Origin of the sequence: Bowmanella dokdonensis, from assembly GCF_017254865.1 — a bacterium.
Taxonomy (GTDB): Bacteria; Pseudomonadota; Gammaproteobacteria; order Enterobacterales; family Alteromonadaceae; genus Bowmanella; species Bowmanella dokdonensis.
The window spans coordinates 61,593-88,556 of sequence record NZ_JAFKCV010000006.1 but is presented as its reverse complement, the minus strand read 5'-3'; the positions used below and the strand labels follow the sequence as shown (position 1 = coordinate 88,556).

General features: G+C 54.4%; 26 protein-coding genes. 13 read left to right on the top strand and 13 right to left on the bottom strand.

The window, feature by feature from the left end:
• Nucleotides 1–19: 19 nt before the first annotated feature.
• From J0A66_RS12250 to J0A66_RS12240, 3 genes are all read right to left on the bottom strand, one after another.
• A complete protein-coding gene (locus J0A66_RS12250) occupies nt 20–1,753 on the bottom strand; it encodes a DUF885 domain-containing protein (RefSeq protein WP_206574108.1) in 1,734 nt (577 codons plus the stop codon).
• Nucleotides 1,754–1,855: 102 nt separating this feature from the next.
• Nucleotides 1,856–2,623: an ABC transporter permease gene (locus J0A66_RS12245; protein WP_241264169.1), complete on the bottom strand. Its 768-nt coding sequence runs from the start codon at nt 2,621–2,623 to the stop codon at nt 1,856–1,858.
• Entirely contained in the window at nt 2,620–3,636 is a 1,017-nt protein-coding gene (locus J0A66_RS12240; RefSeq protein WP_241264168.1) for an ABC transporter ATP-binding protein, read from the bottom strand. Before J0A66_RS12240 ends, J0A66_RS12245 begins: the two co-directional genes overlap by 4 nt.
• A gap of 258 nt (nt 3,637–3,894) precedes the next feature.
• Here J0A66_RS12240 and J0A66_RS12235 point away from each other — a divergent pair, with 258 nt between their 5' ends.
• Complete coding sequence (locus tag J0A66_RS12235; protein ID WP_206574107.1) at nt 3,895–4,404, top strand: gamma-glutamylcyclotransferase family protein; 510 nt, start codon at nt 3,895–3,897, stop codon at nt 4,402–4,404.
• Nucleotides 4,405–4,449: 45 nt separating this feature from the next.
• Here the strand turns inward: J0A66_RS12235 and J0A66_RS12230 are convergent, their stop codons facing one another.
• A complete protein-coding gene (locus J0A66_RS12230) occupies nt 4,450–5,013 on the bottom strand; it encodes a phosphoribosyltransferase family protein (protein ID WP_206574106.1) in 564 nt (187 codons plus the stop codon).
• Between the two features lie 96 nt (nt 5,014–5,109).
• Between J0A66_RS12230 and J0A66_RS12225 the strand changes: the two genes are divergently transcribed.
• Complete coding sequence (locus tag J0A66_RS12225; protein ID WP_206574105.1) at nt 5,110–5,862, top strand: creatininase family protein; 753 nt, start codon at nt 5,110–5,112, stop codon at nt 5,860–5,862.
• On the opposite strand, the gene J0A66_RS12220 is transcribed toward J0A66_RS12225, so the two are convergent.
• Nucleotides 5,842–10,383 carry a PAS domain S-box protein gene (locus J0A66_RS12220; protein WP_206574104.1) on the bottom strand — a complete coding sequence of 1,514 codons (4,542 nt, stop codon included), beginning with the start codon at nt 10,381–10,383 and terminating at the stop codon, nt 5,842–5,844. The two genes, J0A66_RS12225 and J0A66_RS12220, sit on opposite strands and share 21 nt — an antisense overlap.
• Nucleotides 10,384–10,530: 147 nt before the next feature.
• Between J0A66_RS12220 and trxC the strand changes: the two genes are divergently transcribed.
• Complete coding sequence (gene trxC, locus J0A66_RS12215; RefSeq protein WP_241264167.1) at nt 10,531–10,977, top strand: thioredoxin TrxC; 447 nt, start codon at nt 10,531–10,533, stop codon at nt 10,975–10,977.
• A gap of 40 nt (nt 10,978–11,017) precedes the next feature.
• Nucleotides 11,018–11,530 (top strand): DUF1993 domain-containing protein, encoded by a 513-nt coding sequence (locus tag J0A66_RS12210; protein WP_241264166.1) that lies wholly within the window; start codon nt 11,018–11,020, stop codon nt 11,528–11,530.
• Nucleotides 11,531–11,568: 38 nt separating this feature from the next.
• Here J0A66_RS12210 and pdsO read toward each other — a convergent pair whose 3' ends face one another.
• A complete protein-coding gene (gene pdsO / locus J0A66_RS12205; RefSeq protein WP_206574103.1) occupies nt 11,569–12,291 on the bottom strand; it encodes a sortase-associated OmpA-like protein PdsO in 723 nt (240 codons plus the stop codon).
• 193 nt (nt 12,292–12,484) lie between these two features.
• Here pdsO and pdsR point away from each other — a divergent pair, with 193 nt between their 5' ends.
• Nucleotides 12,485–13,186 (top strand): proteobacterial dedicated sortase system response regulator, encoded by a 702-nt coding sequence (pdsR, locus tag J0A66_RS12200; protein ID WP_206574102.1) that lies wholly within the window; start codon nt 12,485–12,487, stop codon nt 13,184–13,186.
• Nucleotides 13,187–15,352 carry a proteobacterial dedicated sortase system histidine kinase gene (gene pdsS, locus J0A66_RS12195; RefSeq protein ID WP_206574101.1) on the top strand — a complete coding sequence of 722 codons (2,166 nt, stop codon included), beginning with the start codon at nt 13,187–13,189 and terminating at the stop codon, nt 15,350–15,352.
• 242 nt (nt 15,353–15,594) lie between these two features.
• Here pdsS and J0A66_RS12190 read toward each other — a convergent pair whose 3' ends face one another.
• Nucleotides 15,595–16,056 (bottom strand): cupin domain-containing protein, encoded by a 462-nt coding sequence (locus tag J0A66_RS12190; protein WP_206574100.1) that lies wholly within the window; start codon nt 16,054–16,056, stop codon nt 15,595–15,597.
• 112 nt (nt 16,057–16,168) lie between these two features.
• Between J0A66_RS12190 and J0A66_RS12185 the strand changes: the two genes are divergently transcribed.
• Together J0A66_RS12185 and J0A66_RS12180 are read left to right on the top strand one after the other, a co-directional pair.
• Nucleotides 16,169–17,113: an SPFH domain-containing protein gene (locus tag J0A66_RS12185; protein WP_206574099.1), complete on the top strand. Its 945-nt coding sequence runs from the start codon at nt 16,169–16,171 to the stop codon at nt 17,111–17,113.
• Nucleotides 17,113–17,568, top strand: a complete 456-nt coding sequence (locus J0A66_RS12180; protein ID WP_206574098.1) for an NfeD family protein — start codon at nt 17,113–17,115, stop codon at nt 17,566–17,568. The genes J0A66_RS12185 and J0A66_RS12180 overlap by 1 nt, the downstream gene beginning before the upstream one ends.
• 29 nt (nt 17,569–17,597) lie before the next feature.
• Here J0A66_RS12180 and metJ read toward each other — a convergent pair whose 3' ends face one another.
• A complete protein-coding gene (gene metJ / locus J0A66_RS12175) occupies nt 17,598–17,924 on the bottom strand; it encodes a met regulon transcriptional regulator MetJ (protein ID WP_206574097.1) in 327 nt (108 codons plus the stop codon).
• Between the two features lie 160 nt (nt 17,925–18,084).
• On the opposite strand from metJ, the gene metF reads away from it, so the two are divergent.
• Nucleotides 18,085–18,969, top strand: a complete 885-nt coding sequence (gene metF, locus J0A66_RS12170; RefSeq protein WP_206574096.1) for a methylenetetrahydrofolate reductase — start codon at nt 18,085–18,087, stop codon at nt 18,967–18,969.
• Nucleotides 18,970–19,310: 341 nt separating this feature from the next.
• The gene (locus J0A66_RS12165; RefSeq protein WP_338143891.1) at nt 19,311–20,168 is read left to right on the top strand and encodes a virulence factor BrkB family protein; all 858 of its coding nucleotides are present in this window, start codon (nt 19,311–19,313) and stop codon (nt 20,166–20,168) included.
• A 22-nt stretch (nt 20,169–20,190) separates the two neighbouring features.
• Here the strand turns inward: J0A66_RS12165 and J0A66_RS12160 are convergent, their stop codons facing one another.
• Nucleotides 20,191–20,826 (bottom strand): DUF2959 domain-containing protein, encoded by a 636-nt coding sequence (locus J0A66_RS12160; RefSeq protein ID WP_206574095.1) that lies wholly within the window; start codon nt 20,824–20,826, stop codon nt 20,191–20,193.
• Nucleotides 20,823–21,050 (bottom strand): hypothetical protein, encoded by a 228-nt coding sequence (locus J0A66_RS12155; RefSeq protein ID WP_206574094.1) that lies wholly within the window; start codon nt 21,048–21,050, stop codon nt 20,823–20,825. The genes J0A66_RS12160 and J0A66_RS12155 overlap by 4 nt, the downstream gene beginning before the upstream one ends.
• Nucleotides 21,051–21,165: 115 nt before the next feature.
• On the opposite strand from J0A66_RS12155, the gene dtd reads away from it, so the two are divergent.
• Complete coding sequence (gene dtd / locus J0A66_RS12150) at nt 21,166–21,603, top strand: D-aminoacyl-tRNA deacylase (RefSeq protein ID WP_206574093.1); 438 nt, start codon at nt 21,166–21,168, stop codon at nt 21,601–21,603.
• 36 nt (nt 21,604–21,639) lie between these two features.
• Here dtd and J0A66_RS12145 read toward each other — a convergent pair whose 3' ends face one another.
• Nucleotides 21,640–22,344: a class I SAM-dependent methyltransferase gene (locus J0A66_RS12145; RefSeq protein WP_206574092.1), complete on the bottom strand. Its 705-nt coding sequence runs from the start codon at nt 22,342–22,344 to the stop codon at nt 21,640–21,642.
• A gap of 161 nt (nt 22,345–22,505) precedes the next feature.
• Between J0A66_RS12145 and J0A66_RS12140 the strand changes: the two genes are divergently transcribed.
• Nucleotides 22,506–23,429: a bifunctional GNAT family N-acetyltransferase/hotdog fold thioesterase gene (locus tag J0A66_RS12140; protein WP_206574091.1), complete on the top strand. Its 924-nt coding sequence runs from the start codon at nt 22,506–22,508 to the stop codon at nt 23,427–23,429.
• Nucleotides 23,430–23,465: 36 nt separating this feature from the next.
• Here J0A66_RS12140 and rpoH read toward each other — a convergent pair whose 3' ends face one another.
• Both rpoH and J0A66_RS12130 read right to left on the bottom strand, forming a co-directional pair.
• Nucleotides 23,466–24,317, bottom strand: a complete 852-nt coding sequence (gene rpoH / locus J0A66_RS12135; RefSeq protein WP_206574090.1) for an RNA polymerase sigma factor RpoH — start codon at nt 24,315–24,317, stop codon at nt 23,466–23,468.
• Nucleotides 24,318–24,426: 109 nt separating this feature from the next.
• Complete coding sequence (locus J0A66_RS12130; protein ID WP_206574089.1) at nt 24,427–24,780, bottom strand: hypothetical protein; 354 nt, start codon at nt 24,778–24,780, stop codon at nt 24,427–24,429.
• A 741-nt stretch (nt 24,781–25,521) separates the two neighbouring features.
• Between J0A66_RS12130 and J0A66_RS12125 the strand changes: the two genes are divergently transcribed.
• Entirely contained in the window at nt 25,522–26,961 is a 1,440-nt protein-coding gene (locus J0A66_RS12125; protein WP_206574088.1) for a HAMP domain-containing sensor histidine kinase, read from the top strand.
• The last annotated feature ends 3 nt before the right edge of the window (nt 26,962–26,964 follow it).

Here is a 26,964-nt window from a genome sequence, read left to right as displayed (position 1 = left end):
TCCGATTGGTATAATACGCTCAGCGCTGGCCCTCGATCCACTCGAGGGTCAGTTCCCCGAGTAAATCCAGGGGCAGGCTGCCGGTCTTCAGTATCTGCTCGTGGAATGCGCGAATATCGAATTTTTCACCCAGGCGCTGCTCGGCGAGCTTTCTCAGCGCCAGGATCTTCATTTCACCTATCTTGTATGACAGGGCCTGGGCGGGCCAGGTGATATAGCGGTCTATCTGAGCCGTTACCTCGGGTAACGTCAGGGCGGTATTGGCTGCCAGGTAGTCAATGGCCTGCTGGCGCGACCAGCCCAGGGCGTGCATTCCGGTATCCACCACCAGACGACAGGCTCGCCAGGCTTCATAAGTCAACCGGCCGAAGTCACTGTAGGGATCCTGGTAAAAGCCCATTTCCTTGCCCAGGCTTTCTGCATACAGGCCCCATCCTTCGCCGTAGGCAGAGTGATACAGCGTCTTTCTGAATTCAGGCATGTCCATTTCAGCCGCCAGGGCGGATTGCAGGTGATGCCCGGGTTCTGCCTCATGAAAGGTCAGGGCTTCGAGGTTGTACAAGGGGGCCGCCTGTAAGTCACTGGTACCGAGAAAATAGGTGCCGGAGGTGGTGCCGCTGCCGCCGGAGGCCACATAATAGGATCCGCCGTTGGCACTGGCCTTCACATCAAAAGGTGTACGAGGCAGGGTTCTGAACCACTTGGGTAACTGACCGGCCATTTTACGGGTGATATAGCTGGCCCGCTCCAGTAACTGCTGTTCGGATTGCGCATAGAACTGCTTGTCCGTGCGCAGGAACTGGATAAACTCTCTGAAGCTGCCGTCAAAACCCACCTGACGGATAATTTGCTCCATCTGCTGACGAATCCGCTGAACCTCCTCCAGACCCATTTGATGTATCTGCTGTGCATTCAGATCGGTGGTGGTGTAAAAACGGATCAGGTACTGATAATACGCCTTGCCGTCTTCAAGCTGAGTAATGCCTACCACTGTGCGGCAATTCGGCATGTATTCCCTGGTAAAGAAGTCATACAACATCTGGTATTCAGGGATGACCTTTTCTTTTATCAGCCGTTGGCCTTCTGTCCGGAATCTGTCCTTATCCGCCTGGCTCAGGCGCTCCGGCATCTGCGCAAATGGCGCATACAAGGCCGAGTCCTGCACATTCCTGACCAGATGTTGACTGATGGACTTTTCATAACCGGCAAAGCTTTGGCAGTAGTGGGTATAGCCTTTTTCGATGGCTGCCCTGAGGTTGCTGATATGCTGCTGGTTGTATCGGGGGAAATCCGCCAGGCTGACCAGATAGTTCTCGTAGTCCCTCCTGGTCAAAAACGACATATTCTCCGGGGCGGCGGCAAAGTAACTGTGATAGCCGCTGTAATAGTGCATGGGAAACAGATGATCGAACTGCTGGTGGCTGGCCGCCTCAGTCAGGCGCTCATACCTGAACAGGCGGTAACTTAACTGGTCGGCCGGACTGAGTTGATTGATCTCTATCTTTGCCAACTGATCCAGTATTTTTTGATTGAAGGCGGCGCGCCTTTCCCGACCGGCAGGGGAGACATCGGGTAACTGCCCGTTCAGGCGAAACGTATCAGGATCCTTGCGAAAGAAAATCTGTTCCTGCCGGGCCTGTTGCCAGTGGGTGGCCAGCAATTGCCGGAACTGTTCGCCGGCCTGCTTGGCTCCGGCCGGTAAACTTAACAGTATGCCAAAAAGGGCAATACCTATAATCGGGGGTATTCTCATCTTCGCTTCTCAATCTGGCTGAAGCGGACCAAGCTAGCGCATTTTGCCTGGCGTGAACAGACGAGGCTGCCGGCCTGGTGCCAAGGGCCGGCTATGGGAGGTTCAGCTTTTCAGCCGGTAACCCGTCTTGAATATCCACCACACACCGAGCAGGCAGACCAGCAGGAACGCCAGTGTCATTGCCAGACTGATGCCGACACTCACATCAGACACCCCGTAGAAAGCCCAGCGAAAACCGCTGATCAGGTAGACAACCGGATTGAACAGGGTGATTTGTTGCCACAGGGGCGGCAGCATATTGATGGAATAGAAGCTGCCGCCCAGAAAGGTCAGTGGTGTAATGATCATGGCCGGAATGATTTGCAGCTTATCGAAACCGTCGGCCCAGACGCCGATAATAAAACCAAACAAGCTGAACGTCAGGGCGGTCAGGACCAGAAACGCCAGCATCCACAGGGGATGGACGATCTCAAAGGGCACAAACAATCTGGCGGTGGCCAGGATCAGAATGCCCAGGATAATCGATTTACTGGCTGCCGCGCCGACAAAGCCGGTGACGATCTCCAGGGGCGACACCGGCGCCGACAACACCTCATAGATAGTGCCGGTAAACTTAGGCATATGGATACCGAAGGAGGCATTGGAAATGCTTTCGGTCAGCAGGGACAGCATTATCAGGCCGGGAACGATAAAAGCGCCGTAACTGATGCCGTCGATTTCCACCATGCGCGAACCGATGGCCGAGCCGAATACCACGAAGTACAGGGAGGTGGAAATAACCGGCGAGGCGATGCTCTGCAGCAGGGTGCGCCAGGTGCGGGCCATTTCGAACTGGTAGATGGCGCGAATGGCGTAGAGGTTGATGGTCATGCTTTTTCCCTCACCAGGTTGACGAATATTTCCTCCAGGGAGCTTTGCGAAGACTGCAGGTCCTTGAAGTCTATCTGATGCCCGCTCAGGGCTCTGAGCAGCTCGGCAATGCCGGTCTGCTCGGCGTGGGTGTCATAGGTGTAAACCAGTTGGTGGCCGTTGTCGCAAAGCTCCAGTTGGAATGCGGTCAAGCCGCCGGGCAATTCGGACAGGGGAGTCTGCAACTGCAGCTTGAGCTGCTTCTTGCCAAGCTTGTTCATCAGGGTCGCTTTGTCCTCCACCAGGATCAGTTCCCCCTTGCTGATCACGCCGACCCGGTCAGCCATCTCTTCGGCTTCTTCGATATAGTGGGTGGTAAGGATAATGGTTACGCCCTGCTCCCTGAGTCGACGTACCAGCTCCCACATATCGCGGCGAAGATCCACATCCACTCCGGCAGTAGGTTCGTCCAGAAACAGGATATTGGGCTCGTGGGCAAGGGCCTTGGCGATGAGCACCCGGCGTTTCATGCCGCCGGACAGGGCCATGATCTTGGCGTCTTTCTTGTCCCACAGGGACAGGCTACGCAATACCTGTTCCAGATAAGCCGGATTCTTGGGCTTGCCGAACAAACCCCGGCTGAATGCGACCGTGGCCCACACACTTTCAAAGGTGTTGGTAAACAGCTCTTGTGGCACCAGTCCTATCTGCGCCCGGGCGGCGCGATAGTCGCTGAGAATATTATGTCCGTCGACCATCACTTCGCCGCCAGTGGGGCTGACAATGCCGCAGATAATGCTGATCAGGGTGGTCTTGCCGGCGCCGTTTGGGCCAAGCAGGGCGAAGATCTCGCCACGACGGATCTCCAGATTGATATCTTTGAGAGCCTGGTGGCCCGAGGTGTAAGCCTTGTCCAAATGCCTGACACTGATAACTGGCTGCATATGCCCTCCCTGAGCGCTGGTGGGCCACTGCCCGTGATTGAAGGGCCGATCCAACGACGGATCGGACTTAAGATACTGGCCATTGTTCATATTTTTCTCTCCATTGCCATTACTATGAAACGAGTCGGGAGGATAAAACCTCAAGCTTCATTCAGGTCAAGACAATAAATGAAATCCATTTATTGCACTGCATTATTAGTCGTCTAAGGGGCGCTTCCATCGACATGGGCGGATAAATATGCCTCAGGCTTCCGGACCGTTGCGGGTGAAGCTTGGCTGGCAGCGTTCCCCATGGACAGGCGAGGGACAGGATCTTTAGCTATAGTCACAGGTTGAACAGGAGGCCACATGCACAGTGACAGGCTTTATTTTGCCTATGGATCCAATATGTCATCGGCGCGACTGCGCAGTCGACTTCCCCAGGCGCTTAAAATTGGCACGGCCGAGTTGATAGGCTACGAACTGATTTTCAATAAGGTGGGCCAGGACGGGTCGGCCAAGGCCAACGCCAGAAGAACCGGCAATGAACGGGATGTGATCTGGGGGGTTATCTATGAACTGCCGGAAGATGGCCTGGCTAAACTGGATGAAATTGAAGGGGACGGCTACCAGCGACGCACCCTGGCCGTGTATAAAAAGCATCAGCGTCTGGAGGTACAGAGCTTTATTGCCAGCCGTACCGATGACAACCTGCTGCCCTTCGCCTGGTATGTGCAGCATGTCCTTAGCGGGGCAATGGAAAATAATCTGCCGCAACGACAGATCGATTTCATTGCCGCGGTGAAGGCCGTTGCCGATCCCGATATGCTCCGCGCCGAAAAGGAAATGCAGCTGCATCGCCGTTTGCCACAGCCTTAACCGGCTTTTCCTGGCTGAACAGCCTGTTTTACGGTAGCCGGCAGGCTATCTGACCAGAATGTCCATAATTTCAGCCAGCTCGGTCTTGCCTTCGGCCAGTTCCTGGGGAGTCAGACCGGACAGTTCGTGGGGAAACACCAGCCACTCGTCACTCTGGTTGACAAAATAGTCAGGCACGATATCAACCTTGCTGTTGGCCGGTTTGTACCAGGGGCAGGCGATACGGATATCCCCGGGGGTATTGAGTCTGGACAGCTTGCGAATCTGTAGCAGCAGGGCCTCGATACTGCGTCCCGAGTCAAAGACATCGTCGACAATCAACAGCTTATCGTCGGCATTGGCATTCTCAATCAGGTAATGCAGACCGTGGACCTTTATCTCCTTGGACTGCTTGCCAATGCCATAGTAGGAAGAAGTGCGCACGGCAATATGGTCTGTCCTGACTTCCTTAAACTCAAAAAATTCCTGTACCGCAATGCCTATGGGAGCGCCGCCACGCCAGATACCCACTATGTAGTCGGGGCGAAACCCGTCTTCAAAAACGATAGAGGCAAGACGAAATGCATCCTGCAGCAACGCCTGGGAGGTGATGAATTTTTTCTCTGCCACGACAGGACCACTCTGTTTTTACAAAAGGGCGCGAATTATAGTGGAATCTGAAAAAATTTACATACGAAGCGTCTGCAATCCGGGAGAGCCGACAGAATGAAACTTGTTACCGCCAGTTGGATGGAAATCGACAGTTACCTCACACAGTCAAAAAGTATCTTGATCCCCATAGGTTCCATTGAGCAGCATGGACCCAACGGTCTGTTGGGAACTGATGCCCTGTGTCCTGAAATCATTGCCGGTGAGGCAGAAAGCCTCACGCCCATGCTGATTGGACCGACCTTTTCGGTGGGCTGTGCCCAGCATCATCTGGGTTTTGCCGGGACCATTACACTGAGACCCTCCACCATGATCCAGTCGCTGGTGGACTGGGTGGCTTCGCTCCGGCGTCATGGGTTCGAGCGACTCTATTTTCTCAATGGCCATGGCGGCAATGTGGCGACCATCCAGGCGGCGTTTGCCGAGATCTATGCCGGAATAAGCTTTTCCGCCGAGCCCCCCGCCCCCCTGGAACTTAAACTGCAGAACTGGTGGCAATTACCTGGGGTGGCAGAGCTGTGCCGGGAAATTTATCCCCAGGGGGACGGCATGCATGCCACGGCGTCTGAAGTGGCGGTCACCTATGCGGCTTATCCCCAGGCCCAGAAGCAGGTCAGCATGTCGCCGAGAATTGCGCCCACCGGCAGAATCAGCCACGCCCATGCCTACCGGGAGCGCTTCGCAGACGGGCGCATCGGCTCGGATCCTGCCCAGGCCAGCGTGGAAGCCGGAGAAAAAATCATCGCCCGCGCCGCAGAGTCCCTGGTCAGGGAGTACGCCAGTTTTGATTCAGGGCAGGTTGAGCGGTAGTTCAGGCAGTAGCTCCCTCACACAGGCCTGCAGTTTTTGCAGGTTGATGGGTTTACTCAGATAGCGGTTCATACCGGCTGCCAGACAAGCCTCCTCATCGCCCTGCATGGCATTGGCGGTCATGGCCAGAATGGGAATGTTCCGATGCTGGTCCCCGGCCTGACCCAGACGGATCCGGCGGGTAGCTTCGTAGCCGTCCATCTGGGGCATCTGGCAGTCCATCAGGACTAGCCGGAAGGGAGGTTGTCCACTTTGTTGCCTGAGCTTTTCCAATGCCTCGATGCCGTTTTCGGCCACCTCCACACTCAGGCCCAACCGTGACAGCATGGATTTGGCCACTTCCTGATTAATCATATTGTCTTCTACCAACAGCACCCTGTCTGTGCTGGTGCCATGGGACCCGGGGGCGGCATCCCCGGCTTGCAGGGGGCCGGGTGGTAATGGGGGGTAATGATGTTCCGTCCTGAACAGCCGGGCCAGATCTAACGGCGAGACAGGTTTGCTGAGCGTGGCGGTCAGACCCCGCGCAAGCTCGTCGGCATGGGACTGACTGACATCGATTAAGCCAACCATATCGCGGCCTTCACCTCGGGCCCAGTCCACCAGTTCCTTGAGCTTGTCAGGGTCGTCCAGCAGCCGGGTCTCCACCAGTACCTTATGGGGAGCCTGCTTCAGGAGCAGGGAGCCGATCTGCGCCAGGGTATCCGTGCTTGCCACCTCAGCCCCCCAGTCTTGCAACTGGCTCTGCAAAACCTCTCTGTGCAATGCCTGGCTCTCGGCAATCAGCACCCGCTGTTCAGGCAGTAGTGGTGGCCAGTCACAGGGCTGTCTGCCGTGCTCTGGCAGCAAGCTGACGTTAAAGGAGAAGCAACTGCCCTGTCCGGGTTCACTCTGCACCTGGATACTGCCTCGCATCATCTCGCAGAGTTTTTTGCAGATGGCCAGGCCCAGCCCTGTGCCGCCGTAGTGTCGGGTGGTTGAGGCGTCGACCTGGGTGAAGGGGGTAAAAAGCTCTGTTTGCCTGTCCAGGGGAATGCCGATACCGGTATCTTCAATGTCCACCAGTAGCTGAACAGCGTCCTGCTGCTTTTGCGTCTGACAGCGAATACATATGTGTCCCTGCCTGGTAAATTTCAGGGCATTGCCGAGCAGATTCACCAGGATCTGACGCAGCCGATCCGGATCGCCCCTGAGAAAACGGTGCCTCACACCGGTGAGATCCAGCACCAGATCCAGTCCCTGGTGCTTGGCCTGGTAGGCTTTGTTCTCCGCCACGCTGGACAGGAATTCGAACAGATCGAATTCAATCTCATCCAGCTCCAGCTTGCCCGCATCCACCTTGGAGAAATCCAGAATGTCATTGAGCAGGTTGAGCAGGGATTCGGCGCTGCGCTTGGCAATGGCGGCCCGTCGTTGCTGATCCTCCGGCATCTTGCTGTCCTGCATCAGATCCAGCATACCCAGTACCCCATTCATGGGCGTACGGATTTCGTGGCTCATGACGGCCAGGAATTCGCTCTTGGCCCTGGCGGCCTTCTCGGCCGCTTCCTTCGCCGCAATCAACTGGCGTTCGGCCTTCTTCCGTTGCTCAGAGGCATAGACATTGCCGGCCAGGGTGGCAAGGGAGCCGATCAGTGTCTCCTCGGCCTTACCCCACTGGCGTATTTCCCCGGTATGTTCGGCGCAAAGTACGCCGATGATGCTGTCACCGCTGGTGATAACCGTGTCCAGCATCGAGCAGATATTGTTGGGTTTGAGGTATGCGTCGGTGAACTCTTCGGTTCTGGGATCCTGACGGGCATCGTGAGCGGTAATATGGGAGTCCAGATATAAGGCGGCAAAGTACTTTGGATAGTCTGAGCGCTTCAGTTCCTGTCCCTGGCTGAACCGACCCGTTGAACGCTGGTACATGGCGATGCAATACAGCACAGCCCGATCCGGTGAAAAGAGCCACAGGCTGGTCCGTTCCACCTGTAAGGCCAGACTCAGTTGTTCGACCAGGGTATGTTTGGCGCTGTTCATTTCCCCCTGCAGAATGGCCGGATGCACCGTTAACCGGGCCAGCACCTGATTGTGCCTGGCAATACTCTGATCGGCCAGCTCTGCACGTTTTCTGACGTCGATATCCTGAAATGAGCCGAACAGACGAACGCATTTACCCTCCCTGAGCTCCGCCTGGCCTGTGGCGTGTACCCAGATTTCACGGCCTCTGAACGTATGCAGTTGCAGCTCCATATCCCAGGGGGTGCCTTTCTCAATGGCCCGGTTGAGGGCACTTTGCATACGCTCCCTGCTGCTGCCTTCCTTGTAGAAAGCGATACTGTTCTCCAGATCGGGTTCAAAGCTCTCGGGTACCTCGTGTATCTCCCGGGTGGTTCTGGACCAGATAACGTTATTTTCATTCAGATCCGCTTCCCAGGCGCCAATCCTGCCCTGATGACTCATGTTTTCCAGCAGTTCCCGCTGGCGGGTCAGCTCCTGCTCCTGACGTATTTGCTCACTGACATCCACCGCCGAGGCATAAAGCTTGCCGGTACGTTGATCAGGGGTGGTGTTCCAGCGCAGGAAGACATAACTGCCGTCCCGGCAGCGATAACGGTTGGTAAAGGAGTCTGTGGTCTTACCCGCATTCAGTTGGCGCATTTCGTTCAGGGTGTCCTGGACATCGTCTGGATGGACAAATTCGACAAAGGGCAGGGTCAGCATTTCTGCCTCGCTGAAACCCAGCACCCTGATAAAGGCTTTGTTTATGCGTTCGAAATACCCCCGCGTGTTGGCGATACACAGCAGGTTGCTGGATAAATCGAAGAAATTCTGCAGCTCCCGCTGGGATTTTTCCAGTTCCAACCGGCCCAGTTTCTGTACACTGATGTCCAGGTGGGTCCCCACCATGCGTTTGGGCTTGCCATCGTCGGTCCACTCCACGACTTTGCCGGTGTCCAGTATCCAAACCCAGTGGCCATCCTTGTGTTTCATCCTGGACTCGCAGATGTAGTAGTCCGCCTCCCCCCGCCAGTGCTTTTCCATTTGCGCATCGGACTCGACCAGATCGTCCGGATGCACCAGCGACAGCCAGGTGTTGATACTTATTGGTTGCAACTCGTCCAGTCTGTAGCCCACGATATCGGCCCAGCGCTCGTTGAAACGTATTTCTCCAGAGGGAATATTCCAGTCCCAGATCCCCACCGCCGTGCTCTCCAGTACCAACTCCAGTTGCTGGCGCTGTTCCTGCAGCGTCTTCTCGGTTTGTTTACGTTCGGAAATATCTTCGATAATGGACCAGATCAGCGGCCTTTCCTGGCTGTCATGAATTAGCATCCCGTTGAGTAATACCGGAAATCGACTGCCGTCCTTACGGATATATTCCTTTTCGTAGGGTCCGTACTGGCCGGTTTCGTGCAATTTTTCCAGTTGCTGTTGTTCCTGTTTCTGATAGCTGCGCGGCGTGAGACGCCAGTAGTCCAGCTCTTTCAGTTCCTGCTTGCTGAAGCCGGTAACCCTGAGCAGTGCCTCGTTGGCGTCGAGAAAACGGCCGGTTTCAAAATCATTCAGGGCAATTCCTACCGGGGAGAGGTGGAACAGGCCTTTCAGACGTCGCTCGTTGTCACGGCGTTTTCTGGCGGTGCTGACCAGCATCAGCACAGGTGCCAGGAACAGGGCCGCCAGGGCCACCACAATGGTCCTGAACAGCGGGGCATTGTCTGCTACCGGTGGCCAGCCCTGACGGGGGATGGCGGCTATCTGCCACTCAACGGCCGGCAGCTGGATACTTTGCATGACCGGTTGATTGTCGAACAAGGCGGGATCGCCAAAGAACACCTCAGCCTGTCCTGAGTCATTCACCCGGCGCAAAGCAATGTTCAGTTCCAGTTGTGGATTAAGAAAACCGGCTGCCTGATAAAGACGTTCCACATCGATCACGGCGGATATCAGGCCCCAGAAGTTTTTATCCTGTTCATCGGGCAGGTAGACCGGAATCCGGCTGACAAAGCCCTGGCCGCCCTGTACCAGTTCGATGGGACCAGCCAGGGTCATCTGTCCGGTATCCCTGGCCAGTAACGCATTTTCGCGTTGCTCCGGCCGTTGCAGGAAGTCCAGCCCCAGGGCCTTCTCATTGCCCTGCAATGGGTAGATCATGCGGATCACCATATCCGGTGCGGCACCGATATTACGTAGCTGACTGGTTTCACCGAACAGATGTTCGGCAATGGCGGTGAAGCGGGCCTGATCCATATCCGGCTCTGTGCGGATCACGGCGATCAGGCCCTGGATGATTTGCAGGTTGCTGTTCAGCACCCCTTCCAGCCTGGCCCGCAGCATGCCCAGTTGATCGGAGACATTGGTCCGGCTGGTCTGCAGGGCGCGCTGGTTGTTCAGGTGATCCGCATAACCTCCCAGCAACAGGGCAATCAGCAGCATGACCAGGGTGAGCAGGGCGTAGGGGCTGAGTCTTTTCAGCCGGCGCAAAAAGGCGCCGCCTCTTGTTCCGGCAGCACTGTCGGGTCTGTTGGGTTGCGCCATATTCTCCATCTGCAGTTGGGTCTCAGTTCCTAATTAGCAAGCCAGGTCTTTGCCTGCAAGATAATAATGCCGATTAATTCCAGCCGGGTGACTTGAAAGACACCAATCAGCGCCAACATAAGGGGAAAGTGTCATGCCGAGATTTTTATGGCCGATGTTATCCAACTCACATGTCCAATATGTGTCGCCATCAACAGAATTCCCGCAGACAGGCTGCAACAAACTCCCCTCTGCGGTAAGTGCAGAGCAGAGCTGTTGCCTGCAAAACCGGTCCAGGTGACGGATCAGAATTTTGATCGGCATATTCAGCATTCTGAGCTGCCGGTGGTGGTGGATTTCTGGGCACCCTGGTGCGGACCCTGCCTGAGCTTTGCGCCGGTATTCGAACAGGTGGCGGCGAACTGGCCGACGCCGGTGCGTTTTTTCAAGCTGGATACCCAGGCCAATTCCCATACGGCTGCGAGGTTGCAGATTCGCTCAATTCCGACTCTGGCACTATTTTATCAGGGCAAGGAACAGACCCGCTTGTCGGGCGCCTTACCGAAAAGCCAGTTCCAACAATGGTTACAACAACAACTTAGGTCCCTGCAATAAAATCAGGGCATCAGATTGCAACAATACACAGGAGCATCCCATGTCACTTTCCATGTATCAGGCCTCTATCCCCTTGCTGACCCATTCCCTGAATAACCTGCTTGGTATACTGAGCAAGGCGGAATCTTTTGCAGAGCAGAAGAAGATTGCTTCTGAAACGCTGGTCAACAGCAGGTTGGCCATCGATATGCTGCCGTTGATCAAACAAGTGCAAATCGCCTGTGACACCGCCAAGGGCTGTGGGGCTCGCCTGACGGGAATAGATAATCCACGCTTTGAAGATGACGAGAAGACGCTGAGCGAACTGAAAGGCCGGGTGGAGAAGACCCTCACCTTCCTGCAAAAGCTGGAAGAGCAACAGTTCGCTGGCAGCGAAGAGAGAGCCATTCAGTTAAATTTTCCCAGTATCACCTTGAATTTCAATGGCCGGGACTATCTGACCCAGTTCGTATTGCCGAACTTTTATTTTCATGTGACCACGGCTTACGCCATTCTCAGACATGTAGGTGTGGAGCTGGGTAAGCTGGACTACCTTGGCCGGGTCGGCGCCTAACCAGACCCCATAAGGGGCCTGGCCGGACAAGCTGCTCCTCATTGGTTCTGTGCGGTCTGGGGACCTTCGTTGGTCAACCTGATGGATACCCGGCGATCGAATGCGTCCCCGTCCAGCGAGGGCGCCCGATCCAGTGGCATGGCTTCACCGTGAGCGCGGGCACTGATACGGCCTTCGCCAATCCCTTGTCGGGTCAGTAGCTGCCGGACCGCGTTGATCCGTTCCAACGACAACTGTTGATTGCTGTGTTCGTCGCCCCGGCGGTCGGCATGACCGGACAATTCGATACGCAGCGCCTTGTTGCGCTTTACCGCCTGGGCCAGTTCACTGAGTTGTTGCTGATAAATGGACTCCAGTTCGCTTGAACCGCTCCTGAATTGCACGTTCATACTCAGGCCTTTGTCGGTGGCCAGTTCATCATCGTGCGCAGATACGGTTTGCAACTGCATCTGTTGTTCACTGCTGCGCAGACGGGTCAGCAGTTGCTGGTTTGAGGCCAGCAACTGATTGATCTCCGCCTCATTTCTGGCCAGGGCCGTTTCCATCTCGGTCATTTCCTTGTCTGCCGCCACCGAGTGACCGACAAAAATGCCACTAACGGCGCCGATCATGGCGCCCAAAGGGCCGCCGGCCAGGGCACCCAGCACAAAGCCTGAGCCAAGGCCGATATTTTGCGCATTCTTGATGTCCTGTTCTTCAGCCAGGGCAACGGGGCTGGACAAGGCCAGAATCAGACTGGACGTAATAATGTGTTTTTTCATCTTGGTTCTCCTGATGGGAAGTGGTTTGTTTTCAACACTACCGATTAAAGCGCTCCGGTTTGGCGCAAAAGGGGAACAAAAAGGGCAATCCGCCGATCAATTGTGGCGAAAAGATGGCATTTGCCCTGCTGAACTAGTTTCAGTAAATAGTTGGGGTATAGTCGCCACAGATTGAGGAGTTCACAGGTTTGCCATGAGTCGTCGCATTGCCATAGTTGAAGATGAAGCCGCCCTGCGTGAGAACTATGCGGCTGTATTGCGCCGTCAGGGCTACCAGGTGGCCACCTACAGCAACCGCAGGCAGGCCATGGCGGGCTTTGACCAGCGCCTGCCGGATCTGGCCATTATTGATATCGGCCTGGAGGATGAAATCGACGGCGGGTTTCTCCTTTGCCAGTCATTGCGCGGTATGTCGCCCACCCTGCCCATTATATTCCTGACCGCCCGGGATTCGGATCTGGACACAGTGTCTGGCCTGCGTATGGGGGCCGACGACTACCTGACCAAAGACATCAGCATGCCGCATATGACAGCGCGTATTTCGGCCTTGTTCAGGCGCATGGAAGCCCTGGCACAACCGGAGGACAGAGAACAGAAAGTGCTCTGTGGCAGCCTGGAATTGGATCTGGCGCGTATGCAGGCCCGCTGGAAGGCGCAGTCCGTTGATCTGACGGTCACCGAATTCTGGATGGTGCATGCCCTGGCACGCTTTTCCGGGCACGTGAAGAGCCGTCAGCATCTGATGCAGGACGCCAGGGTAGTGGTGGACGACAGTACCATCACTTCCCATATCAAGCGGATCCGGAAGAAATTTATTCAACTGGACGGGGGATTTGACTGTATCGACACCGTGTATGGCATGGGTTATCGCTGGACGGCGGATAAGGACTGTTAATTGACCCGTTCCCCTTTACGTTTTGGCCTGCGCTTCAAGCTGTTGCTGCTGTCGGTTTTTTTGTTCAGTATTCCCTGGCTGGGTTATGAATACGTGTGGGAGATGGAAAAATACCTGCGTGCCGGCCAGGAAAAAACCCTGCTGGGCACGGTGCGCGCGGTAGCCACCGCCCTGCATGAAAGGCCCAAGCTATTCGATGAGCAGGCCAGCTACCTAAGCGTGGAAAAAGGCCGGGATCTTTATGCTTATCCCATCGTCGACCCTATCCGGCTGGATGGAAACCTGGGTGACTGGCGCCAGCAACACCATGCCCTGCATTATGACCAGACTCACCTCATACAGGGCAGGCAGGATGATCGCCCCGTCACCCTGAGCTTCAATCATCTGGTCGGCAAGTTTCGCAATTATCTGTACGCCTATTTTGAGGTCTTCGACGATCAGGTTGTCTATCGGCCACCGAACAGCTTAAGGGTGGACCTGAACGACTATCTGCAGATTGCCTTTACCACGCCGGCCGGCGATTTCCGTCGTTATCTGATCACCACCGCCGAACCTGGCTGGCTCACGCCCTATGAAATGGATATAGAGGCCCTGCAGCAAAACAAGCCGCTACGACCAGAAAGCCGAATCCAGGGGGCCTGGCGGGAAACGTCCCGGGGATATAACGTAGAGCTGCGCATCCCCCTGGAGTTACTGGGCAGCAAACTGAGTTTTGCCATTACCGATGTGGACCGGGCCGGTCAGCCACCCCTGGCGACCATCGGCACCTCAGATGTCTGGGATGTGGAGAAGCTGGGCACCGTCCTGGTGCCCTCTCCCGAGATTGAGCAGATTATCAAAGGTCTTGGTCATACCAACTCGCGGATCTGGGTGGTGGATCAGCATCAGCGTGTGCTGGCCCGTTCTGGCGACATCAAAAACTCCGACGGTATCTGGAGCCGCACAGTAGAGGGCGAAAAGGACAGTGGTTGGTGGGGGGCAATCCAGCGCGATTGGCTGCACCCGCTCTACTATCAGTTTCTGACCCGTCCCCCAAAGGACTTTATCGACGAGTTGTACGATGTGGCCAACCTGCAGGGCAGCCATATCGAACAAGCCCTTAGCGGTCAGCCCGGTTCGAGTTGGCGGCTGACCCCTGACAATAAGGCAGTGGTTCTGGCCGCCGCTTATCCCATTTTCATCGACGAACAGGTAATGGGAGCGGTGATAGCAGAGGAGACCACCAATGGCATACGCAGTCTGCGCAACCTGGCCCTGGAAAAACTCTTTACCCTGATGCTCGGGGTGATGTTGCTGGGTACGCTGGCCCTGCTGTTGCTGGCCTCAAGGATTTCCAGCCGTATCCGCCGCCTAAGAGACCAGACAGAGCAGGCCATTGATGAGCAGGGACGTATCTGTGGCGAGATAAAGGCCTCCACTGTGAATGACGAGATTGGCGATCTGTCGCGCAGTTTTGCCGAGATGGTCCAGCGCCTGGGTCAATACCACCACTATCTGGAGAACATGTCCTCTCGCCTGTCCCATGAGTTGCGCACCCCGGTAGCGGTGGTGCGAAGCTCCCTGGAAACCCTGGCCATGGAAGAAGAGCAGCTCGCCCAGTCCGTGTACATGCAACGGGCCCAGGAGGGCTTGAACCGGCTCTCCACCATACTGACCAATATGAGCGAGGCCACCCGGCTGGAACAGAGCCTGCAAAGCGCCGAGCGGCAGATCTTTGATCTGGCGCAGGTGGTGGAAGGTTGTGTAGAGGGCTATAAAATGGCCTATCCCCACCAGCAGTTTTCCCTGGACATCAGTGAGCAGCCACTGCGCATCAACGGTGCCCCCGAGCTATGCGCCCAGTTACTGGACAAACTGGTGGCCAATGGGGTGGAATTTTCCTCCCCTGACAGCCCGGTGAGGATCCGGCTGTTGCGTGAGGGCCGTCGGTTAACCTTGCATATCAGCAATCAGGGTCCCCTCTTGCCGCAACAGATGCAGGAGCGTCTGTTCGACTCTATGGTGTCGGTCAGGCACTCTGGTCAAACAGGCAGCCAGCCTCATCTGGGGCTGGGTTTATACATTGCCAGGCTGATCACGGAGTTTCACCAGGGCGGTATCAGGTTGCAGAACCAGCCCGACGGTACCGGCGTCACCGTCAGCGTCAGCCTGCCATTGGCTTCCTAGTACCTGTTTGTCTTTCATATTGACAGCTCTGCTGCAGGCCATTGCCTTGCCCGGCAAGGAAGAAGAAGCGCGGTTTAGTGGGGCTAAATAAGCGACGGATGACGCGGGTGGGTGACGAAATAGTGCCAGCCCGAAGGGTTGAAGCCAAAGAACGCTTACTCAGGGTTGCTCCCGACTTGTTGAGATGAACGGCGTTACTTGCGTCTCGATTGAGCACTTTTTAGCTCTCAGCAGACGGCTTGTCAGAGAAACTTGCGTAAATCGGCCTGTTTTTCCCGGATAAACCGGGCCAGGTCGCTACCCGGCTCGATAAAGTTGAAATCGGCAAAATCAAATCCCGGCGCCACGGTACAGCCGAGCAAGCTGTAGTCTCCCTGGCTCTCGGCGGCCTGGTAATGTCCACCGCGGATCACATGGGTAAACTCACTCTGTTGAGGGCCAAGCAGGATCTCTTTGACTTTGCCCTCGTGCAGATCGATCAGGCGCAGTGGGGCGCCGGCATAATGATTCCACACCTCGTCATGCAACACCCGGTGGAAGCGGCTGACATCCCCCGCCGTCAGCAGAAAATAGATATGGGTGAGGGTTTGCCTGGGGTCGCCGGTCACCGGCGAGTCAATCTGCAGTTTTCCGCGGTAGACTTCCCGGTAATATCCGCCTTCCGGGTGGGGTTTGAGATCGAATTTTTCTATCAATGACTGCAAGCTGCGCTCCTTTTGCCGGTTGAATCAACGGATAAAAGTATAACGGTAAATTTCTGTTGTCGGGTCCCCCCGCTTGTCTTAAGGTAAGTTCCTCATATTCCCGGAGATGTATATGGATATCCTGTTTGACTATGTACTGAGAATCGAAACCTTCCTGCTGATTTTTGTGGTGGTACTGCTTAAATCCGCCATTTTGTTTGTACCACAGAATCGTGCCTATCTGATCGAGCGATTCGGCAAGTACCAGTCCACCCGGGAAGCAGGCCTGAATTTCCTGATGCCTTTCATCGATCGGGTGGCGGCCGACCGTTCCTTAAAAGAGCAGGCAGTGGATGTACCCGAACAGAGCGCCATTACCCGGGATAATATCTCTCTTAAAGTGGACGGCGTGCTCTATTTCCGTGTCCTGGACCCCTACAAAGCGAGCTATGGAGTGGACGACTATGTTTTTGCCGTGACCCAATTGGCCCAAACCACCATGCGCTCAGAACTGGGCAAAATGGAACTGGACAAGACCTTTGAAGAGCGGGATCTGCTCAATACCAATATTGTCACCGCCATCAATGAGGCAGCCGGTCCCTGGGGCATTCAGGTAATGCGTTACGAAATCAAGGATATCGTGCCGCCCCATTCGGTGATGGAAGCCATGGAAGCGCAAATGAAAGCCGAACGGGTCAAGCGGGCACAGATTCTGGAATCCGAGGGGGACAGGCAGGCAGCCATTAATAGGGCAGAAGGTGAAAAACAGTCCGTAGTGCTGGCCGCAGAGGCCGACAAGGCAGAGAAAGTCCTGCGGGCCGAGGGTGAAGCCAAGGCTATTCTGGCGGTGGCCGAAGCCCAGGCCGGTGCCCTGCGCATGGTGGGAGACGCGGCGAACACAGAACAGGGCCAGAAGGCCATCCAGTTGGATCTGGCTACCAAGGCCATTGAAGCCAAGCATGCTATTGCCAGGGAGTCCTCCGTGGTGTTGCTGCCGGATAATGGCACTGACGCTGCGTCCATCGTGGCCCAAGCCACCAGCATTATCCAAAGCCTGAATAAAGAGAGAGCTTCCTGATGGACGATATGGCATCACACCTGCCCGAAGCGCTGATGATCCTTGGCCTGCTGCTGTTGGCCATCGAAATCCTGGTATTGGGTTTTTCGACTTTTGTCCTTCTATACATCGGCCTCTCGGCGTTGGTGGTGGGGGGCATGATGAATATGGATTGGCTTCCCATCAGCCTGTTCAGCGCCATTGGTAATGTAGCGATCCTCAGTGCTGTGCTGGCCATGCTGTTGTGGCGGCCCATGAAGCGTTACCAGGGCTATGTGGAGAAGAAGGATGTCACCAATGATATGGTCGGTTACCGCTTTAACCTGCCCGAAGATCTGAATTCGGGCAGTAGCATCCCCTTTCGTTATTCTGGCATTCTCTGGCAGGTCAGAAGCAGCCAGGACCTGGCTGCCAATCAGGAAGTGGAAGTGGTTCGGGTGGCAGTGGGCGTGCTGGAGGTCAAGGCAGCCGAATAATTGGGCAGGTTGGCCCGCCCAACCTGTTTTCAGTCTTCCTGGGCTTCCACTTCGTCGACGTCGATGCCCATCTTCTCCATGATAGCCCTGGCTTCTGCAGGGATCCGGTAGGGATTGTCCTTTTGCAGGTCTTTGTCGTTGGGCAGGGGCTGGCCGGTAAAAGCGTGCAGAAACGCCTCACATAACAGTTCGGAATTAGTGGCATGGCGAAGGTTCTTGACCTGTCTACGGGTGCGTTCATCGGTCAGCACCTTCAAAACCCGCAGGGGAATGGACACGGTAATCTTCTTTACCTGCTCGCTTTTCTTGCCGTGCTCGGCGTAGGGATGAATGTAATCGCCGTTCCATTTAGCCATTTGGTTGCTCATTTTATTGTAAGTTAGATGGCAAAATTCTAACCGTTACCGGCATCCAGTCAATCAGGGATGTCCAAACATCTTGATGTCCAGTGTAAATCCGGTTAGATTTGGACGTCTAAACGGCTAAAATGTTCGATTTCAGTTCCCAGGAGTCTCTATGCAGTCTTATGCGCAAGGTATCGATGCACTGAACAACTCATTGTCAGAGTTGCGCAACATCAATGTATCTTTCGAATTTTTTCCGCCCCGTACCGAGCAGATGGAAACGACCCTGTGGAATTCAGTACAGCGCCTGGCTCCGCTGAAACCAGCCTATATGTCAGTCACTTATGGTGCCAATAGTGGCGAGCGGGACAGGACCCATGATGTGGTCAAACGTATCCAGGCTGAAACAGGGGTCGCTGCAGCGCCGCATCTGACCTGTGTGGATGCCACTCGTGATGAACTGGTGCAGATTGCCCGGGATTACTGGCAGGCGGGCATCCGCAAAATCGTCGCATTACGGGGTGACTTGCCCGCAGGGGTGGCAAAAACGGATCTGTACGCCGCGGATCTGGTGGCGTTGCTCAAAGAGGTAGCCGACTTTGATATCGCCGTTGCCGCTTATCCGGAAATCCATCCTGAAGCCCCCAACGGCCAGTTCGATTTGCTCAATCTGAAGCGCAAGGCCGAAGCCGGGGCCTCCGCGGCCATTACCCAGTTCTTCTTTGATGCCGAAGTCTTTCTGCGTTTCCGGGACAGGGCTGCAGCAGCCGGTATCGATCTGGAGATCATTCCCGGTATCCTGCCGGTCACCAATTACAATACCCTGGTCAGATTTGCCGGCATGACCAATGTCAATGTCCCCGGCTGGTTGCACAGGATGTATGATGGGCTGGCCGACAATGATCAGACCACCCGAAATCTGCTTGGTGCGAGTATCGCCATGGATATGACGCGAATACTGGCCAAGGAAGGGGTGCGCAACTTTCATTTTTACACCCTGAATCGTTGCGAACTCAGCTACGCCATCTGTCATATGTTGGGATTGCGGGCCACCTAAAGAGTGGCAAAAGGATAAGTCATGACCGCTGCCTGAAGTTCGCCCAGTCAGGACTCGGCTGCGCAGGAATATCGGCTATCTTTCAAGCAGTCACCACGCAGAATGGGCTAGTTTAAGGCGGCTTCCAAGTGGGGGGGGTGAAATTTTCCCCGCCTGCTCCAGGCATTGTAGGGTTTAGTCCCACTAGACCCGTAAAATGACCTGCATTGCCTGGAAAAATTTCAGCCTCCGCTGGTGTACATGATTTATCCATCCGGCACTCTAGGTTAGACTGATTGTCAGATATAAAGTGGAAGGACGCCTGGGTGTTGGTCAACAAGTGGCTGAAAAAGCTGGGAAACATTTCATTCGATTCCATAAGGCGTTTTGCCGGCGGCATGCTAAGCCGTTGTGCCGAGGACAGGATCACTGTCACGGCGGGGCATCTTGCCTATGTCTCACTGTTGTCCCTGGTACCCTTTATCATGGTGTTTTTCACCATCTTATCGGCCTTCCCCGCTTTTGGCTCGGCCAGGGCCAAGCTGGAGTCCTTTATCTTTGACAATTTTGTCCCCCACGCCGGCGGAACAGTGCAGAAGTATGTGTCACAGTTTGTGGCCAATGCCTCAGAGATGAGTGCCATCAGCATTGTTTTCCTGGTGGTGGTGGCGCTTTTGTTGATTTCCAACGTGGATAAAACCCTAAATCACATTTTCCGCACGTCCAGTGAGCGAAGGCCGATCTTTACCTTCGCCATCTACTGGATGGTGCTGACGCTGGGCCCGCTGCTGATGGGGACGGGATTGGCTATCAGTTCTTACCTGGTGGGTCTGGCTGAGTTTGCCGAAGAATATACCCCGGGTATCACCACCCTGTTGCTGCAGATGGTGCCGTTTTTAACGTCCTTGGGGGCCTTTTTTATTCTCTATATGGTAGTGCCCAACAAGACTGTCCGGGCCAGGAACGCACTGGCGGGGGCATTTCTGGCAACCTGCCTGTTTGAATTGAGCAAGAAGGGTTTTGCTCTCTATGTGAGCAGTTTTCCTTCCTATCAGGTCATCTACGGCGCTCTGGCAGCAGTACCCATTCTGTTTGTATGGATTTACCTGTCCTGGATTGTTGTACTGCTTGGCGCCGAGTTTACTGTGCAGGTGGAGTCGTTGTTGGTGGAGGACGAAGAAGGCCCGCCTGAGCAGGACAAAAACAGCCCGGCGAACTGACCGGGCCTGTCTGTGTCCCGGCTCAGTTCATACTGGCGATAAACTCGTTGGATTGCTTAATCGCGGCATTCATTTCTTCCAGCAGCTGATTGATATCCCGTTTGATATTGCCAAACTCCCCCTGCAGGGCGCCAATCGCACTGGCATTAAGGTTATGCTTCAAATACAGCACATTATCCTGCAGGGCAGACAGGACGGGTGCCATCTTTGACTCTGCCCTTCGCATGGAGCCGAGGAGATCCCGGTAGCGGCGCTGGGTTTCCAGCAGTTTGCGTTTGCTGTCGCGACGCAGGTTGTCATTGCTGTACTGTTCCAGTTCATCCTGCCACTCTTCAAACAGGGCGCCGGCAACGTCTTCGACCTTGTCTATTCTGTCACTGACCCGCTTCGCCGATGTTTCACTGGCCTCGTACTGGTCGCGCAAATCATCGTACACCGATTGCAATTCGCCGCCGTCAAACTGAATCAACTGGCTGAATCTCTCCAGAGCAGAACTGAACTGCTGCTGGGCGTCCTCCTGAGCATCCTTGGCCTCCTCGACCCTGTCCACCAGGATTTCGCGTTTCTCAATGCCGACCTTTTCCATTGCCGAATAGTAGGCTGACTGACAACCCGACAGCAGCAGGATTCCGGCGAAGCAGGCAGCCAGCCTTTTCATGGCCCCACCCCGCGGAATCTTGCCGCGTCGATGATTGACCACAAATGGGCAAGCCCGCCGATGATGGCCGGGATGACCAGAAACCACAGGGCATAGCCACCAAAGGCGATAATGGCAAAGATCAGCGCGGCCAGAATACGACCTTGTACCAACTGGCCCAAACCCGGAATAAAGAAACTGCATATGGCGGCAAGTACATTACCGCCTGACCCCTGACCTGGCATGAAACTCTCCTTTATCTGCTTGGAATGCCTGTAAAGACTAATGTAATTCAGTTGGTTAGCCTAGCAAACTTTGTCACAATCTGGGGGATGAAACAGCCCTGACGGGGATTTTTACTTGATTGCATTGTTACAAAGAGTGAGTGAAGCCAGAGTGACCATTGAGGGAGGCGTCGCTGGACGGATTGACCGGGGCGTACTGGTTTTTCTGGGGGTGGAGAAAGATGACTGTCTGGCAAGAGCCAGACGGCTGTGTGAACGGGTACTGAATTATCGCCTGTTTGCTGACCAGCAAGGCAAGATGAACCTGAACGTCCGTCAGGCCGGCGGCGCTTTGCTGGTGGTTTCGCAGTTTACCCTGGTGGCCGACACGGGCAGGGGAAACCGGCCAAGCTTTTCAAACGGTGCGTCACCTGAGATGGGTGAACAGCTCTATGAGTATTTTGTAGGACAGGTGCGGGACAGTGGTGTGGTGTGTGAAACCGGTCAGTTTGGTGCGGACATGCAGGTCAGCCTGACCAATGATGGCCCGGTCACGTTCTGGCTTCAGACCTGATTGCTTCTGACCGACTCCGGACAGGTCTGTAACCTTTCAGTCAATTACCCGCAAGGCTTCCAGGTTCAGGCCATGTTGCGCGGCAAAGTCTTCCAGCTCGGAGCAGTAGCGCAATGGAGGTAAGCCTGCAGGAGACGCCAATAGCAGATGATTGTGATAGCCGGGCACATGAATAAGCTGCACGGCCTGGCCGGACAGGATCGCCAGTTTCTGGCGGATGTGGTTAATCTGCAACTGGGAATGACTGAGAAGATTGACCACCAGGACGCCATCCGGTGAGAGGCTTTCCAGGCAGTGATGATAAAACTCACTGCGGGACAGGAATTCTGGCTGTCTGCCCTCTCCAAACAGATCCACCAGCAGCAGATCCTGATGCTGGTGTTGCCTGATCGCCAGTTTGGCATCCGCCTTCTGCAGATGGGGCGCTAAGGCGTCGGGATTGAAATATTCATGGAAGCAGTGAATGATGGGGTCGCTGTATTCTATGCAATGATAAGCTGGCGGTTCTGGCTGGTGGGCAAACCAGCGACAAAGGGCGCCGCCTCCCAGACCCAACTCCAGCACGGAGCGTGGCTCAGGACGCAGGTACAAGGCCATCAGCATGGCGTGCAGGTGGGGCAGCACGGGCCTGGCGGGATTGCCGAGGTCCATTACCGTCTGTACGGTCTGACCCAGGTTGAGCCAGCGGTATCTGTTATTCTGATGGACGGTGAGTTGCTGGTCTGCATGCCAGTAAAGCATTGAGCCGCCTCGAAGTTCATTTTGCAGATGGAACAGAGTCGCTCCTGATAGCGTCATAGAGTAATGAGTGGTTGGGTTAATATACTGCTGCCGACCCGGAATGAGCCAGATAAAAAACGGCCGTGGGGCTGTTCGAGGACAACAAGCTGTGGATAAGTTAAATGTATAAAGTCGATACGCCAAGCACGGATGAAGATTTCGAGCAGTATTTCCATTTTCGCTGGCTGATGCTGCGAAAGCCCTGGAATTATCCGCCGGGGTCAGAAAAAGACGAGTACGAGCAGGTGGGCATTCATAAGATGGTGCGCAATGGCCAGGGGCAGGTGATTGCTATAGGCCGACTGCATTTCAATACTCCTGAAGAGGCGCAGATTCGCCATATTGCCGTGCACCCTGACCATCATGGCAAGGGCCTGGGCAAGCTGATTGTCTCTGCCCTGGAAGCCGTGGCGCGCAGTGAAGGTATTGAACGTATCGTGACCAACAGCCGTGAACTCTCAACACCCTTTTTCAAGAGTTGTGGGTTTGAAGTGGTCGGCGAAGCGACCACCGAGCTCGGTCACCTCAAACGGGAGCAGATGGTCAAGAAGCTCACAGAGCTCAATGCGGTGATGCTGCATCCCAAATGGTGTAAACAGCTGCAGGATACCTGGTACGAAACGATCCCCATCAGTGAACAAATGGGAATCAAACTGCACCAATTCAGTGGCCGAACCCTGGAAGTCAGGGCATCCCTGAACAGGAACATCAACCTGCATGGCACTATGTTTGCCGGCAGCATTTTTTCCCTGGCCACGCTGACAGGGTGGGGTATGCTGTTTCTGTTATTGAAAGAAAAAGGGCTGGCGGGGGAGATCGTCCTGGGTGACGCGGATATCCATTATCACAAGCCTATCAGCATGCAGCCGAGGGCCATCTGCAATATTGAGTCGGTGAACGGCCGGTTCGAGTTATTGGGTAAAGGCAAGAAGAGTCCATTCAGGTTGCAGGTGGATATCCATGACGGACAACAGCCCGTGGCGGAATTCAAGGGCGTTTACTGGTTGCTTCCCGCCAGCTCCGAGAATGACGTGCAGAAACAATAAAGGCGCCAACGGCGCCTTTATTCTGTCTTTCTATTCTCAGACCATGGCAGCCTGAAGTTTTCTGATGGCGTTCTTTTCTATCTGACGTACCCGTTCGGCAGACACCTGATATTTGTCGGCCAAGTCCTGCAAAGTGGTCTTGTCGTCGGTCAGCCAGCGGCACTGAATAATATGCTGGCTGCGCTCATCCAGCGTCTTGATGGCTGAATACAGACGCTGTGTGGCAGACTCATCCCAGTCCGCATCCATCACTTCGGTTTCAACATCGGCGCTTTTGTCTTCCAGATACTGGACAGGCGCAAAGTTGCCTGTTTCATCGTCGTCAGCGGCCAGATCAAATGCCTGATCCTGGCTGCTCATGCGGGCTTCCATCTGCAATACTTCTTTGGTGCTGACGCCCAGCTCATCGGCTACCTGCTGTACCTCTTCATGACTGAACCAGCCAAGACGTTTCTTGGCTTTACGCAGGTTGAAGAACAGTTTTCTTTGGGCCTTGGTGGTCGCCACTTTGACAATGCGCCAGTTACGCAATACAAACTCATGGATTTCGGCCTTGATCCAGTGAACAGCGAAAGACACCAGGCGCACACCCACATTCGGGTCGAAGCGCTTGACGGCCTTCATCAGGCCGATGTTGCCTTCCTGAATGAGATCGGCCTGTGGCAGACCATAGCCGGAGTAGGATTTGGCAATATGTACAACAAAACGAAGGTGCGACATGATCAGCTTACGAGCTGCCTCCAGGTCCCCTTCCTGATAAAGGCGTTCAGCCAGTTCACGTTCTTCTTCAGCAGTCAGCATATTAATAGAGCTGACGGCCTGCATGTAGGCGTCGAGACTACCTGACTGAGGAACGCTTAATGCCATCGAATGCACGTTGTTGCTCATCCTTTACCTCACAATTCAAAAGTGCGAATCAGTTTAGCATCAGGCCATATTGATCACCAGACCTGCTTCATTACGCTCTTTTGACCAGTTTGTATTGTTATTAGTTCCGCTACTTCACGAGCCTGATATTGGGACGGACTTCGGTGTTTTCAACCTGATCGGTAACATTCTCGGCCAGACTGATACTCCTGGCTCTGCGTTGTCCGTTTTGGAATCTGTCGTAGCGAAAGCTGTTGGCTTTCATCATTTTGGAAAAATCCAGGAAGGCATCCAGATCTTCACGATTCAGATTCTCCTGGCAACTGCTGAGCTGGCTGTCTACATAGACCTCATCACCATTGAAGGTCATATGCGCAACGGCGTCGTATGGTTCGCCATATTCTTCGACTCTGATAGCGCGCACCATCTTGACTTCGAAAATCCAGCGGCCCACTTTGATAAAGCGGTTGGTATTATTTTTCATCTTTCCCCCATAGAAAGAGTGTGGGAAGTCCCCAAAGATTAAAAAAAATGTCAGGTAACAAATGCCTACAACGAGTACTGCCAAACGAAACGCTTAAGGTTCTTCACTGAACCTGGCGGTGTCACTCGAAGGGCTGTCGGCCTCCAGCCGGGGGGAATACATTGACGTGCCTGAACCTGGTAGCGGTAATATCTTTCAGGTTTGCTGCCACTTGCAGTGACACCTGAACCCACAACATGTTCATTCTTACTCAGTAGGTTCCGAGCTGCAAGTCAGTTTGCTTAAACTCATCAGGATTTCTGCCTCTCTCCTGATGATGGTCCCTCAAGATGACTTGGATCCCATGGATATCATCTTGACTAACTAGGGAGCTTACCCACACCTTCCTGGCGTCAGCGACGGACACAAGCGGATATCATGCCAGTTAGCTAGATCCGCGTTTTAATTGGAGAAAAGGGGATTATTAATCTGAAAAACACAAATTTCGGGTCAAATTCTGTCTCAAAAAAGCGACAATAGTTGCCCGGGAGGTGGGATGAGTTGCCTGGGACAGGCCAGGAATTATAATAAAATACACTAAATACAAGGGTATATGACGGTTCCTTGCAGGAAAGTAAGATTGTCGTGTATTTAAGACAGCGATAAATAGGTGCGGTTCTTGGGCACTTTGGGCTTAGCGATGAGGGCGTTTTGGGGCATTATTAGAAGATTGTGATTCTCAGTTGCACTAAGGAAGCGCCGTTGCCCAGACTCAAGCCATTGTCATTGCGAACATTGACGCTGATGGGCTTTGCCATGGTCAGTCTGCCCCTGATGTTGGCGCTTGGGATGGCACTGGCGAGGACGGACCGCCTCTCCAACCAGGGAGCCGATGCGGTCCAGCAGGTCTCCCAATTGGTCTATGTCAGTCGTCAGGCTAACCAGATACTCAACAATATGGAGCGTAGCGCCAGTCAATTTCTGGTCCTCAAAGACCCTGGCTTATGGAAGAGCTATCTGACTCTACGCAGTGACTTTAAGGCCCTGGCTCCCGAATTTTCCATGCCGGAAAACACCATGATATCCAACCAGGTCAAGGTCATGTTTGATATGGAACAGAGCATTCATCAAAGACTTTCTTCCAGCCCGGACTCTCTTGAAATCAGCGCGCTGCAGCGGGCATACAGTCAACTCTACGACCATAGTAATGAGTTGTTTCGCCTTAACCGGCAGGTTATCGATAATGAAGTTCAGGCTATCAAAGCCAGTGCGGATGAGTTGCGCAGGGCGGTGATGCAATCCGCTTTGGTCATACCCATTTCGTTGATGATCGCCCTTCTGTTTGTCCGCCTGATTACCCGCTCCATCAATCAACTGAAGCCCCAGATCAGGAAGTTGCAGGAAGGGGATTTCAACCAGAAGGTCTCTGTCAGCGGCGCAAAGGACATTGAGGAGGTGGGTAGAATTCTGGATGCCATGCGTTTGCAGCTTTTGGAGCTGGAAATGCAGAAAACCACTTTTATCCGCCATATTTCTCATGAGCTGAAAACGCCTCTTGCCGCAATCCGCGAGGGCACGGAGCTGCTCTATGATGGCACCACAGGCCAACTGAACCAGGCGCAAAAAGAAGTCAGTGGCATTATCCGTGACAGCGTCAGCCGCCTGCAGCAACTGATAGAAGATTTGCTTAACTTCAATATGGTACTGGACAATTCTCAGGCTCTGGCACCCCAGAGTTGTGGCTTGCTTGAGACCATCAATAAAGTGCTTGGTGAAAGACGGCTGGAAATACAATCCAAGGGGTTGGCCCTGGAGTTGCCGGAGCGGGACTGCAAACTGGCAATGCATCCAGAGCATTTTCGGGTCATACTTGACAATCTGTTGTCCAATGCTTTCAAGTTCTCGCCTGCCGACGGACAGATTGAAGTGCGGGCCGCTTATGTGGATGACATCTGGATCCTGACCATTTCTGATCAGGGGCCGGGCATTCCACAGCAGCAACAGGGAAAGGTATTTGAGCCATTCTTCCAGGGTAGCCTGAAAGCTGAAGCCAAAGTCAAAGGAAGTGGCCTGGGACTGACCATTACCCGGGAGTTGGTGCAGAAGTACCAGGGCCAAATTCATTTATTGCAAAACGGCACAGGATGTACCTTTGAGATTCGCCTGCCCGCCGACTCAGTGGAGCCAAATAACGATGTGTAAGCA